This is a genomic window from Enterobacter sp. ku-bf2, from assembly GCF_001742765.1.
Classification (GTDB): Bacteria; Pseudomonadota; Gammaproteobacteria; order Enterobacterales; family Enterobacteriaceae; genus Enterobacter; species Enterobacter quasiroggenkampii.
The window spans coordinates 155,289-168,433 of record NZ_MDVW01000021.1 but is presented as its reverse complement, the minus strand read 5'-3'; the positions used below and the strand labels follow the sequence as shown (position 1 = coordinate 168,433).

At 55.9% G+C, this 13,145-nt stretch carries 12 protein-coding genes; 7 read left to right on the top strand and 5 right to left on the bottom strand.

From position 1 onward, the window contains the following. The first annotated feature begins 41 nt into the window (after positions 1-41). Positions 42-899 (top strand): deoxyribonuclease IV, encoded by an 858-nt coding sequence (gene nfo, locus BFG58_RS20475; protein WP_063622105.1) that lies wholly within the window; start codon positions 42-44, stop codon positions 897-899. A gap of 47 nt (positions 900-946) precedes the next feature. On the opposite strand, the gene fruA is transcribed toward nfo, so the two are convergent. From fruA to fruB, 3 genes are read right to left on the bottom strand one after another with little or no spacing between them, the layout of a single operon-like run. Then, complete coding sequence (gene fruA / locus BFG58_RS20470) at positions 947-2,632, bottom strand: PTS fructose transporter subunit IIBC (protein WP_069720465.1); 1,686 nt, start codon at positions 2,630-2,632, stop codon at positions 947-949. A gap of 16 nt (positions 2,633-2,648) precedes the next feature. Further along, complete coding sequence (fruK, locus tag BFG58_RS20465; RefSeq protein ID WP_008500936.1) at positions 2,649-3,587, bottom strand: 1-phosphofructokinase; 939 nt, start codon at positions 3,585-3,587, stop codon at positions 2,649-2,651. After that, positions 3,587-4,717: a fused PTS fructose transporter subunit IIA/HPr protein gene (fruB, locus tag BFG58_RS20460; protein ID WP_048028205.1), complete on the bottom strand. Its 1,131-nt coding sequence runs from the start codon at positions 4,715-4,717 to the stop codon at positions 3,587-3,589. Before fruB ends, fruK begins: the two co-directional genes overlap by 1 nt. 361 nt (positions 4,718-5,078) lie before the next feature. Here fruB and setB point away from each other — a divergent pair, with 361 nt between their 5' ends. Continuing rightward, positions 5,079-6,260: a sugar efflux transporter SetB gene (setB, locus tag BFG58_RS20450; protein ID WP_063622108.1), complete on the top strand. Its 1,182-nt coding sequence runs from the start codon at positions 5,079-5,081 to the stop codon at positions 6,258-6,260. Here the strand turns inward: setB and BFG58_RS20445 are convergent. Then, positions 6,257-6,511 (bottom strand): YkgJ family cysteine cluster protein, encoded by a 255-nt coding sequence (locus BFG58_RS20445; RefSeq protein ID WP_045908692.1) that lies wholly within the window; start codon positions 6,509-6,511, stop codon positions 6,257-6,259. The two genes, setB and BFG58_RS20445, sit on opposite strands and share 4 nt — an antisense overlap. A 164-nt stretch (positions 6,512-6,675) precedes the next feature. On the opposite strand from BFG58_RS20445, the gene yeiP reads away from it, so the two are divergent. Beyond that, positions 6,676-7,248, top strand: a complete 573-nt coding sequence (gene yeiP, locus BFG58_RS20440) for an elongation factor P-like protein YeiP (RefSeq protein ID WP_008500940.1) — start codon at positions 6,676-6,678, stop codon at positions 7,246-7,248. Between the two features lie 117 nt (positions 7,249-7,365). Here the strand turns inward: yeiP and uxuA are convergent, their stop codons facing one another. Next, complete coding sequence (gene uxuA / locus BFG58_RS20435) at positions 7,366-8,556, bottom strand: mannonate dehydratase (RefSeq protein ID WP_045414639.1); 1,191 nt, start codon at positions 8,554-8,556, stop codon at positions 7,366-7,368. 205 nt (positions 8,557-8,761) lie between these two features. Here uxuA and BFG58_RS20430 point away from each other — a divergent pair, with 205 nt between their 5' ends. From BFG58_RS20430 to mepS, 4 genes are all read left to right on the top strand, one after another. Continuing rightward, positions 8,762-10,228: a mannitol dehydrogenase family protein gene (locus BFG58_RS20430; RefSeq protein ID WP_069720464.1), complete on the top strand. Its 1,467-nt coding sequence runs from the start codon at positions 8,762-8,764 to the stop codon at positions 10,226-10,228. A 122-nt stretch (positions 10,229-10,350) separates the two neighbouring features. Further along, positions 10,351-11,337, top strand: coding sequence for a GTP-binding protein (locus BFG58_RS20425; RefSeq protein ID WP_069720463.1), 987 nt, complete (start codon positions 10,351-10,353; stop codon positions 11,335-11,337). 33 nt (positions 11,338-11,370) lie between these two features. Then, on the top strand, positions 11,371-12,072 hold the full coding sequence (locus tag BFG58_RS20420) for a phosphatase PAP2 family protein (RefSeq protein WP_164712107.1): 702 nt from the start codon (positions 11,371-11,373) through the stop codon (positions 12,070-12,072). Positions 12,073-12,499: 427 nt separating this feature from the next. Beyond that, entirely contained in the window at positions 12,500-13,069 is a 570-nt protein-coding gene (mepS, locus tag BFG58_RS20415) for a bifunctional murein DD-endopeptidase/murein LD-carboxypeptidase (RefSeq protein ID WP_008500946.1), read from the top strand. The last annotated feature ends 76 nt before the right edge of the window (positions 13,070-13,145 follow it).

Here is a 13,145-nt window from a genome sequence, read left to right as displayed (position 1 = left end):
ACCCGCTATCATAAGCATTTCGGGTTAACAGGAGTCCCTTTATGAAATATGTTGGAGCGCACGTCAGCGCTGCAGGTGGCCTTGCGAATGCCGCCATTCGTGCCGCCGAAATTGAGGCGACCGCTTTCGCCCTGTTCACCAAAAATCAGCGCCAGTGGCGCGCCGCACCGCTCACCGCTGAGGTGATTGATGATTTCAAAGCCGCCTGTGAGAAATACCGCTACGGGCCCGGCCAGATCCTCCCCCACGACAGCTACCTGATCAACCTCGGTCACCCGGTTGAAGAAGCGCTGGAAAAATCCCGCGAAGCGTTTCTGGATGAAGTGCAGCGCTGCGAACAGCTGGGGCTGACGCTGCTGAACTTCCATCCGGGCAGCCATCTGATGCAGATCGACGAAGATGCCTGCCTGGCGCGCATTGCCGAATCCATCAACATCACCCTGGACAAGACCAAAGGCGTCACCGCGGTGATTGAGAACACCGCTGGCCAAGGCAGCAACCTCGGCTTTAAGTTCGAACATTTGGCAGCGATTATCGACGGCGTGGAGGATAAATCCCGCGTGGGCGTGTGCATTGATACCTGCCACGCGTTTGCCGCCGGTTATGACCTGCGCACCACCGAGGCAACGAAAAACACGTTTGATGAGTTCGAGCGCATTGTGGGCTTTAAGTACCTGCGCGGAATGCACTTAAACGATGCGAAAAGCGCCTTTGGTAGCCGCGTTGACCGCCACCACAGCCTGGGCGAGGGCAACATTGGCCACGATGCGTTTCGCTTTATTATGCAAGACGCCCGCTTCGACGGTATTCCGATGGTGCTGGAAACCATTAATCCGGACATCTGGGCAGAAGAGATTGCCTGGCTGAAGGCACAGCAACCCGCTGAACAGGCGGCATAAAAAAAGCCGGGTGCGTAATGCAACCCGGCTTTTTTGTTGTTTATCGCTTACGCTGCTTTTGCCACAACTTCCGCTTCCGGACGTTTCAGCACCGCGTAAGAGAGGCCCGCCACCAGCGTACCGGCAACAATCGCCAGCAGGTAGCCCAGTACCGGGGTGATGGCGCCAGGGATCAGCAGCACGAACAGACCGCCGTGTGGTGCCATCAGCTTCGCACCGACAGCCATAGAGATCGCCCCCGTTACCGCACCGCCTACGATACAGCACGGCAGCACACGCATTGGGTCACGCGCCGCGAACGGAATCGCCCCTTCGGTGATGAAGCACAGACCCAGCACCAGCGCGGCTTTACCGCCTTCCTGCTGCGCTTTATCGAACTTACGACGGGCAATAATCGTCGCCAGACCGAGCGCCAGCGGAGGCACCATACCTGCCGCCATGATCGCCGCCATTGGCGCGTAGGTCTGGGTACTCAGCAGGCCCACACCAAAGGCGTACGCCGCTTTGTTCACCGGACCACCCATGTCGGTACACATCATGCCGCCGAGGATTGCACCCAGCAGAACCGCGTTCGCGGTACCCATGGTTTGCAGCCAGTGGGTCAGACCCGCCAGGATGCCCGCAACCGGCTTACCAATCAGGTAAATCATCGCCAGGCCGACCACCAGGCTGGAAATCAGCGGGATGATCAGGATCGGCTTCAGCGCTTCCATACTCTGCGGCAGCTTCAGCTTCGAGCTAATCAGCTTCGCGACGTAACCAGCGAGGAAGCCCGCGATGATACCGCCGATAAAGCCGGAACCGGTGCTCACGGCCAGCATACCGCCGATAAGACCCGGCGTCAGGCCAGGGCGGTCAGCAATGGAGAAGGCAATAAAGCCCGCCAGTACCGGCACCATCAGGGCGAAGGCTGAGCCGCCGCCGATCTGCATCAGCGCAGCCGCCAGCGTACCTTGTTCTTTAAACGCGGTGATACCAAACGCGAACGAGAGCGCGATACACAGACCGCCCGCGACCACCATCGGCAGCATGTAAGACACACCGGTCAGCAGGTGGCGATAGGCGCCTGCGGACTCTTTCTTCCCTTCCGTCGCGGTCTGACGCGCGCCGGTTGCCTGATACGGCTTCGCTTCTACCAGCGCTTTATCAAACTCCTGCGCAGTCTTTTTCAGCGCCAGGCCGGTGGAGGTACGGTACATTGGCTTACCGGCAAATTTCGCGAGGTCCACTTCGATATCCGCCGCCACAATCACCAGATCGGCCTCAGCCACTTCCTCTGGGGTGATCGCGTTGCCGGCACCGACGGAGCCACGTGTTTCAACTTTTACCCACCAGCCGCGTTTTTTCGCTTCGGTTTCAATGGCTTCAGCCGCCATAAAGGTGTGAGCCACCCCCGTCGGGCAGGCCGTCACCGCCACAATGCGTTTCGGGCCCGTGGCCGCAGCCGGTGCCGTCGCGACAGGCGCGCTGTAGACAGACGCATGACCTTTCGCTTCGCTCAGGAACAGTTCAGGGTGTGCCACCGCGCGATTAATATCGCCCAGCCACACTTTTTTGCCGTTCAGCGCACTGTCAGCCGGGATTTTGTCGCCCAGGACAATGGCCAGTTCTGCATCGCCTGGATTATCGATAATCTCCAGATGTGCTTTTTGTGCCGCCGCGCCCAGCAAGGTCTTCGCCATATAGGCGCGAGCCTGTCCGAGACCGGAGTCAATGATCAGCAGCGTTTTCATTATTCCTCTCCTGCTGTTAGTTAAAAGGTTTTAAGTCAACGCGCGCCATCATCGCGGCTAACTGGGTACGATCGGTAATACCGACATTGCTCTGGCTGACGGCCAGGGCAGCAACGGCAGTGGCAAGACGTAAGGTATGTTCACTGGATTCCCGCATCAGCAGACCATAAATCAGGCCGCCAACCATGGAATCCCCTGCGCCAACGGTACTCACAACTTCCATTGACGGCGGTTTGGCAATCCATTCGCCAGACGCGTTAACCCACAACGCGCCTTCTGCACCAAGCGAGATCACCACGTGAGCGATACCCTGCTCGCGCAGCGCATGGGCAGCGTCAATCACATCTTTTAATTCTGGCAGCTTACGACCCGCCCAGATCTCCAGCTCGCGGCGATTCGGCTTCACCAGCCATGGTGAGGCTTTCAGGCCCGCAACCAGCGCGTCACGGCTGCTGTCAAAAATGATGCATGGGCACTGGCTGCGCAGGCGCGTCATCCAGTCGGTAAAGGCTTCCGGGCTCACGCCGGACGGCAGGCTGCCGCTGACGCAGACCATGTCAAACTGCCCCAGCCAGGTCAGCGAGTCGTTGACAAAGCGTTCCCAGTCTGACGGCGTCACTTCGAAGCCCGAGAAGTTCAGATCGGTTACTTCACCGTCTTTCTCCGTCAGCTTAACGTTGATACGGGTACGGCCCTGAACAACCTGAAAACGGTTGGCAATGCCCAGCTCGCTGAAGAGCTGCTGGAAACCGTCCTGGTTGTCTTTACCGAGGAATCCGCCCACGGTGACATCAATACCGAGATCCTTGAGCACTTTCGCGACGTTAATCCCTTTGCCCGCAGCATGCAGGCCGGTGGTACGCACGAGGTTGACTTCGCCGCGCTCAATTTCCGGGCAAAATCCTACCAGGTCATAAGCCGGGTTTAGCGTAATAGTCGCAACACGTCTGCTCATTATGCGCCCTCCCCCAGACCTGCCGCGATGGCATCGCCAATCGCTTTCAGTGCCTGTTCAGCATCGGCACCCTGCGCGGTGAAACGCAGGCGGTGTCCTTTCTTCACGCCCAGCGCGACCACTTTCATCAGACTACGGCCGTTGGCCGGTTTGCCCGTGCCGTCAAGATTCGCCACGGTAATCTCACTCTCGAATTGTTTAATGGTATTCACCAGCATGGTGCCCGGACGGGCATGCAGGCCGTGTTCGTTACGCACCACGAACTCCGCGGTTTGCACGTCATCCGTCAGCGCATCATCACTGGTCAGCAGTGCCAGCACGGTGGAGGCATCAGCGTTCAGCAGCTTTTCAGCTTTGTTGTTCAGCAGCAGGTCGCCCAGACGCTTCAGCACGGACACCGGCTGTTCATCAGCCATCGCCACGGTCACCAGCATGGCCGCGCGTTCGCCTTCTACGTCAAATGCCGCGGCCGCACGGCTCACGGCAATCGCACTGCGCAGGTTGCCTTCAGCACTGTCGTTCAGCCAGATGCCCTGACCCAGATTCAACGGCTTATCGTTAATCACGCGCGTCACAAAGGTGGCATCCGCCGCGCCGGCTTCTTTCAGGCGGCCCGCGTTCAGCGCCTGCAGCGTCACCAGATCGGAAGCAACTACATCCAGCGTCAGCGTTTCATTATCCAGTTTCAGCGCTTCACTCTGTTTTTCGCCCATCAGCAAGGCGCGCAGCTCTTCCGCGGTGGTGGCGGATTTAAGCTGTTCAGCCACCGCGTCATCGCTCAGGACATGCGTCAGCTGACGCAGCAGACCTAAGTGTTCGTCGCTGCTGGCCGCGATACCGATGGCCACATAGGCTACCTGACCGTCTCCCCAAAGAACGCCCTGCGGGAACTGGTAAACCTTAACGCCGGTTTTCAACACCTGATCGCGGGTGTCGGTGGTGCCGTGCGGAATGGCGATCCCATTGCCGAGGAAGGTTGAGGTCTGCTGCTCGCGCGCCAGCATGCCGTTGACATAGCCGTCCGCGACGTTACCCGCCTGCACAAGCGCAGCGGCAACCTGGCGAATAGCCTCTTCTTTATCCCCGGCCTGAGCGCCCGGGTGGATATCCTGAACAGATAACTGGAACATGGTTCTCCACTCCTGCTGAACTTGAATCGTTTCAGCTTTAATGAGAAAAAATGCGCTAGCCTGCTCTGTTTGTTAAAACAAGATAGCGCTGAAACGTTTCAAAAAGTCTTGCGCTTTCTGCAATGCCTTGCAAGAAAACTCGTATTTCAGATTGCAGAATTTAGAGATACAGCACATTTCTTCTTCGTTCAGCTGAATTTTGCTGAAGTTCAGCAAGTCAGTTTCAGCTAAGGTCAGCCGATGTGGATGCAAGATGAAATGCCATTTTGATTTTTCGTGGCATCATTGACCGCACCCACTGTTTATTTTTTAGCTGACGGCGTACACTCCGCCCCTCTCTGCTACTCGCTAATTATAAAACATGCATAACATCCCTGCGGCTGCCTCGCCGAAGCCCTTTGATTTGACCTCAGCGGCCTTCCTGATTGTTGCCTTCTTCACGGGCATTGCCGGTGCGTTACAGACGCCGACGCTGAGCTTATTTTTGACCAATGAGGTTCATGTTCGTCCGGCGCTGGTTGGCTTCTTTTTTACCGGAAGCGCCATCATCGGCATCCTGGTCAGTCAGTTCCTGGCGGGGCGATCCGACAGAAAAGGCGATCGTAAAAGCCTGATCGTTTTCTGCTGCCTGCTGGGGGTTTTGGCCTGCGTTCTGTTTGCATGGAACCGCAACTACTTCATTCTGCTTTTCGTCGGGGTATTCCTGAGCAGCTTTGGTTCGACGGCGAACCCACAGCTGTTCGCGCTTGCCCGCGAACACGCCGACCATACCGGACGTGAAGCGGTGATGTTCAGTTCTGTCCTGCGTGCACAGGTGTCGCTGGCGTGGGTGATTGGCCCGCCGCTGGCTTACGCGCTGGCGATGGGTTTTGGCTTTACGGTGATGTACCTGAGCGCGGCGGTCGCGTTTGTGGCGTGCGGCGCGCTGGTGTGGTTCTTCCTGCCGTCCATGCGCAAAGAGCCCAAAGTGGCAACGGGCGTGCTGGAAGCGCCACGCCGTAACCGCCGCGATGCCCTGCTCCTGTTCGCGATCTGCACGCTGATGTGGGGCACCAATAGCCTGTACATCATCAATATGCCGCTGTTTATTATTAATGAACTGCACCTGTCGGAGAAGCTGGCGGGCATCATGATGGGCACCGCGGCCGGGCTTGAGATCCCGACCATGCTTATCGCAGGCTATTACGCAAAGCGCTTCGGGAAACGTTTTTTAATGCGCATCGCCGCCGTCGCCGGTCTGCTGTTCTATCTCGGCATGCTGACGGTACATACCCCCGGGCTATTGCTGGCGTTACAGCTGCTGAACGCCATCTATATTGGCATTCTCGCCGGGATAGGCATGCTCTATTTCCAGGACCTGATGCCGGGCCAGGCAGGCTCTGCCACCACCCTTTATACTAATACCACCCGCGTGGGCTGGATTATTGCCGGCTCAATGGCCGGTGTTGTGGCCGAAATCTGGAACTATCACACGGTGTTCTGGATTGCGCTGGTGATGTGTACGCTGACGATGGGCTGTCTGGCGAAGATTAAAGACGTTTAAGGTGCGGTGAGCGATTCAAGCTCAAGAAGGTACGTCATCGCCTGCTCGCGCGTGCTGCCACACATTTCGGCCGTGGGCTGAAGCCCGGAGCAGACCTTCGGACGCAGCGGTGAGCCAAAGATCATGCACAGGTTGGTTTCCGAGAGCTGAACGCAGCGGGTATTGGCAGGCTTGCCCTCGGGCATTCCTGGAATGGGGCTTGAAATGGACGGTGCAGTACAGCACGCGCCACAATCGGGACGGCAATCCATAAATGCTCTCTTTCGCTGGCGGATGCCCGTACAGTCGGGTATCACGCGCACAGTAACACCTTTTGCGTATTGATAGCAAAAGCCACGAATTCCTCTTGCCTGAAAGGCCGCGCGCGAGTAATTTGGCGCGATATTTTTTACCTCCCGTAAACAGGATTACTGCAATGCCAAGAGCGAACGAAATTAAGAAAGGTATGGTACTGAATTACAACGGCAAACTGCTGATTGTGAAAGATATCGATATTCAGGCACCAAGCGCCCGTGGTGCAGCTACGCTGTACAAAATGCGTTTCGCCGATGTGCGTACCGGCCTGAAGGTGGAAGAGCGCTTTAAAGGTGACGATATCGTTGATACCGTCACCCTGACCCGTCGCTATGTTGATTTCTCCTACATCGACGGTAACGAATATGTGTTCATGGACAAAGAAGATTACACCCCGTACATCTTCACCAAAGATCAGATTGAAGAAGAGCTGCTGTTCATCCCGGAAGGCGGTATGCCAGACATGCAGGTTCTGACCTGGGACGGCGTGCTGCTGGCGCTGGAACTGCCTCAAACGGTCGATCTGGAAATCGTTGAAACGGCACCTGGCATCAAAGGCGCATCCGCCAGTGCTCGCAACAAACCAGCCACCCTGACGACCGGCCTGGTTGTGCAGGTACCGGAATACCTCTCTGCTGGCGAGAAGATCCGCATCCATATCGAAGAAAAACGCTATATGGGCCGCGCTGACTGATTGCGGCATTTGTCGGGTGAAGCTACGCTTACCCGACCTACGAAAAAACCGGCCCTGAAGCCGGTTTTTGTGTTTTTGTAGGCTGGGTAAGGCGAAGCCGCCACCCGGCAATTGCGGTTACAGCAGCTCCGGATACTTCGTCATCTTCAGCGCCAGCTCAACGCCGCGCACTTCCGCCATCCCTTTAAGACGGCCAATCGCCGAATAACCCGGGTTAGTTTTCTTGCGCAGATCGTCCAGCATCTGATGGCCGTGGTCAGGACGGAACGGAATAGGACGCACATCGCCAATCTGCTTGCGACGCGCCTCTTCCGCCAGAATGGCGTCTACCACCGCCACCATATTCACATCACCGCCCAGGTGCGCCGCCTCGTGGAAGGTTTTTGGGTTCTCTTCGCGGCAGGTCGCGCGCAGATGCGTGAAGTGGATACGATCGCCGAAGGTTTCAATCATCCGCACCAGGTCGTTATCCGCCCGCACACCATAGGAGCCGGTACACATGGTGAAGCCGTTATAGATGCTGTCGACCGTCTCTTTCAGCCACTGCATATCTTCAATCGTGGACACGATACGCGGCAGGCCGAGGATTGGACGCGGTGGATCGTCCGGATGTACGGCCAGGCGAACCCCTACCTCTTCCGCAACCGGCACGATAGCGCGCAGGAAATACGCCATGTTTTCACGCAGCTGCTGCTTATCAATATCGCCGTATTCCGCCAGGCGGGCGCGGAACTGATCCAGCGTATACCCTTCTTCAGCCCCCGGCAGGCCCGCAATAATATTACGGGTCAGCTTTTCGATATCTGCGTCACTGGCGGCGTTAAACCACGCGAGCGCCTGCTGCTGCTCTTCCGCGGTGTAATCCGCGTCGGCGCCAGGGCGTTTCAGAATGTGCAGTTCGAATGCCGCAAAGGCAATCTGATCGAAACGCAGCGCTTTCGAGCCGTCCGGCATCTGATATTCAAGGTCGGTTCGCGTCCAGTCCAGGATAGGCATGAAGTTGTAGCAAACCGTATCAATGCCGCAGGCCGCGAGGTTACGGATGCTCTGCTGGTAGTTAGCAATCCAGGTCTGGTACTCCCCTGAATGGGTTTTGATATCTTCATGAACCGGAATGCTTTCTACCACAGACCAGGTTAATCCCTTCTCCGCCAGCAGCGCCTGACGCGTCTGTATTTCCTCTACCGGCCAGACCTGACCGTTAGGAATATGATGCAGCGCCGTGACGACACCCGTTGCGCCAGCCTGACGCACATCATCAAGAGAAACCGGATCGTTCGGCCCGTACCAACGCCAGGTTTGTTCCATTGCCTCACCCTCTTAAGTTGTTATACCAATATGTGCTACTGCAATGACGACTACCATACATGTTTGCCGTGAAGGGTCAATACACCGCCACACATTGATTGATCAAACTCACATAACGGGGATAATTACGGCTCACCAATTTTATTTGCTGTCATATAACTTTACACTGGCATTGTTAATTAATGGTTAATCAGGTGTGTATCTCATGAAGACAATTGCCTCCACCGCCCTTCCTGCCCGGGTTCAGCAACCTCGCTACGATCGCCAGTCATTACGCTCCCGCATCGTCCACTTTGGCTTTGGCGCGTTTCACCGTGCGCACCAGGCATTGTTAACAAACCGGGTGCTGAATGAAAAAGGCGGCGACTGGGGGATTTGTGAGATTAGCCTTTTCAGCGGCGATGTGCTGATGAGCCAGCTGCGCGCGCAGGATCATCTGTTCACCGTGCTGGAAAAAGGGGCTGAAGGAAATGAGGCCATTATCATCGGTGCCGTCCATGAATGCCTGAACGCAAAGCTGGACTCCCTGCCCGCCATTATTGAGAAATTTTGCGAGCCTCAGGTTGCGATTGTCTCGCTCACCATCACGGAAAAAGGCTATTGCATCGATCCCGCGACCGGAAAACTCGATCTGAATAACCCCCGGATCGTCCACGACCTTGAAAACCCCTCCGAGCCACATTCGGCCCCTGGGATCCTGGTCGAAGCCCTCCACCGCCGCCGCGAGCGCGGCTTGCCTGCATTTACCGTGCTGTCCTGCGACAATATCCCTGACAACGGGCACGTGGTGAAAAACGCGGTGCTGGGCATGGCGCAAAAACGTTCCGCAGGGTTATCTGAATGGATTGATAGCCACGTGAGTTTCCCGGGGACGATGGTCGACAGGATTGTGCCCGCCGCGACGGAGGCCTCGCTGGCGGAAATCACCGACGCGCTCGGCGTGGAAGATCCGTGCGCCATCAGCTGCGAGCCGTTCATTCAGTGGGTCGTGGAAGATAATTTTGTCGCCGGTCGTCCCGAGTGGGAAGTGGCGGGTGTCCAGATGGTGCAGGATGTGCTGCCTTGGGAGCAGATGAAATTACGCATGCTCAACGGCAGCCACTCTTTCCTGGCGTATCTGGGGTACCTCGCCGGCTACGCCCATATAAATGAATGCATGGAGGACGCGGCGTTCCGTGAAGCCGCCCGTCGGCTGATGCTGGACGAGCAGGCCCCCACGTTGCGCATCAAGGATGTCGACCTCACGGCATACGCCGATAGCCTGATCGAACGCTTTGCCAACCCGGCTCTCCAGCATCGGACCTGGCAAATCGCGATGGACGGTAGCCAGAAGCTGCCCCAGAGAATGCTGGACGGGATCCGCGTTCATCTTGAGCGAAATACGCCGTGGTCGCTGCTGTCCCTGGGCGTGGCTGGCTGGATACGCTACGTCAGCGGTACCGACGAACGCGGAAACGCGATTGACGTTCGCGATCCCCTCAGCGATAAAATTCGCGCCATCGTCAACGCCAGCAGCGACGCCAGCCGCGTCCACGCGCTGCTGGGGCTGAGTGAGGTCTTCGGTCACGATCTTGCGCGTAATCGCGTTTTTGTGGAGGCTGTCAGCCAGGCCTATGAGCGCATTACCCGCCACGGCGCGCGTCAGGCTGTTATCGAAACGTTAAATCTTTAACGATTATTGCGCTTAATGCGAACGGATGAGGCCTCCGTTCGCCCTTCCCCTTCTCACGGGGCCCGTTTTTCGCCAGGATAGAGAACAGTGTTATAGCATCACAATTCTCATCCGGAGCGCACGTGACCAAAACCAACCTCATCACCGGTTTTCTCGGCAGCGGTAAAACCACCTCAATTCTCCACCTGCTGGCGAATAAAGATCCGGCCGAGAAGTGGGCCGTGCTGGTCAATGAATTTGGCGAGGTGGGCATTGACGGCGCGTTGCTGTCATCCAGCGGCGCGATGATTAAAGAGATCCCTGGCGGATGCATGTGCTGCGTTAATGGCCTGCCGATGCAGGTCGGGCTCAATACCCTGCTGCGTCAGGGCAAACCTGACCGCCTGCTGATTGAACCTACCGGGCTGGGTCACCCGAAGCAGATCCTCGATTTATTGACCGCCCCGGTTTACGAACCGTGGATCGATCTGCGCGCCACCCTGTGCCTGCTCGATCCGCGTCAGCTTCTGGATGACAAGGCGGTGGCCAACGAGAACTTCCGCGATCAGCTCGCCTCGGCGGACGTTATCGTCGCCAACAAGGAAGATCGCGCCACGCCAGAAAGCCGGGCCGCGCTGGAGGCGTGGTGGCAGCATTTTGGCGGCAATCGCACGCGGGTGCAGGCCACCCAGGGGAATATTGATAGCGCCCTGCTTGACCTGCCTCGTCTGAACCTCACCGAGCTGCCCGCCAGCGCGGAGCATGCGCACAGTCACCCGGTTAAGCAGGGTCTGGCAGCCCTGAGTCTGCCGGAGCACCAGCGCTGGCGTCGTAATCTGAACAGCGGTCAGGGATATCAGGCCTGCGGATGGATTTTTGATGCTGAAACCGTTTTTGACACCATTGGGATCCTGGAGTGGGCCCGCCTTGCGCCCGTCGATCGCGTGAAAGGGATCATGCGCACGCCGGACGGACTGGTGCGGATCAACCGCCAGGGCGACGATTTCTTTATTGAAACGCAAAACGTGGCGCCGCCCGACAGCCGAATAGAGTTAATTAGTGCGGTTAACGCCGACTGGAATGCCCTCCAGTCCAGCCTGTTGAGGATTCGTTTAAGTTCGGGCGGCTAACGTTGCCCCAGTTTTCACTCTATGCAGAACGTTATGACAACTCGATTTCCCCTGATATTACTGCTTAATGTCGCCGGTCTGGCGCTTTTCTTCTCCTGGTATATCCCGGTGAATCATGGTTTCTGGTTCCCACTGGATTCTGCCCTCTTCCACTTCTTCAACCAGGAGCTGGTGAAGAGCAACGCGTTCCTGTGGCTGGTGGCCATCACCAACAACCGCGCCTTTGACGGCTTCTCGCTGCTGGCGATGGGCTGCCTGATGCTCTCTTTCTGGCTGAAAGAAGATAAAGCAGGACGCCGACGTATTCTTATTATCGGTCTGGTGATGCTGCTGTTTGCTGTCATCATTAACCAGCTGGCCACCGCGATTATTCCGGTTAAGCGTTCCAGCCCAACGCTCTTTTTCACCGATATTTATCGCGTCAGTGAGCTGCTGCATATTCCAACAAAAGATGCGTCGAAGGACAGTTTCCCTGGCGATCACGGCATGATGCTGCTTATTTTTTCCGCAATTATGCTTCGCTATTTCGGCAGAAAAGCGTTTGCCATAGCCCTGATTATTTTTGTGGTTTTTGCCTTCCCGCGCGTAATGATTGGCGCTCACTGGTTCACCGATATTGCCGTCGGTTCGCTTTCCGTTGCGCTGATTGCGCTGCCTTGGTGTTTGATGACCCCACTGAGCGACAGGATAATAGCGCTGTTCGATCGCTACCTTCCCGGTAAAGCGCAACAATAATTGAACAAATAACTAACCTAAATTAACGTGAGCTATCAGGGATCGACATGATCCCCGATAGCCTTCCCGCCACGATCTTTTCCCCGTGTCATATTCTTGTCATCACATTCATGATAAAAATGAAGCAATTGCGCGATAAAGCCTCGGATCTGACCGCATTTTAAGCAATTACGGATTTTTACTTTCTGTATCACATTTTCTTATAAAAAAAAGGCTTTTTTTACTCGCAATACCCCTGGCAATCGGTTAATCTCGAACTCGTTTTGCCCCATAGGGATAATTATTTCGATGGTGAATAATTTTGTGCGCTACGCCACAAATGTGACCAGAAAGAATTGTCTCAATGTGAACAGATAATTAGTCTCGTCACGTTTGGCATTTTTATAACGATATTTGTCGTTAAGGACTTCAAGGGATAATAAACAAAATGGTCAAATCTCAACCGTTTCTGAGATATATCTTACGGGGGATCCCGGCGATAGCAGTCGCGGTACTGTTATCTGCATGTAGTACATCGAACACCGCAAAGAATATGCATCCTGAGACGCGTGTTGTGGGAATGGAAGATTCCTCTTCACTGCAAGCCTCTCAGGATGAATTTGAAAATATGGTACGTAATCTGGACGTGAAGTCCCGCATTATGGACCAGTATGCTGACTGGAAAGGCGTGCGTTATCGTCTTGGCGGCAGCACGAAAACAGGTATTGATTGTTCCGGTTTTGTACAGCGTACGTTCCGCGAGCAATTTGGGTTAGATCTTCCGCGTTCGACCTATGAACAGCAGGAGATGGGCAAGTCGATTTCACGTACCAAACTACGCACCGGTGATTTAGTTCTGTTCCGTGCCGGTTCGACAGGTCGACATGTTGGCATCTACATTGGTAATGACCAGTTTGTACATGCCTCCACCAGCAGCGGTGTGACCATTTCCAGCATGAACGAACCGTACTGGAAGAAGCGTTATAACGAAGCGCGCCGCGTACTGACCCGCAGTTAATATCGCTATTGTATCGTTGGTTATCCCTTGGCTGGCGATATGATGAAAAAAAGCACTGCTTCGGCAGTGTTTTTTT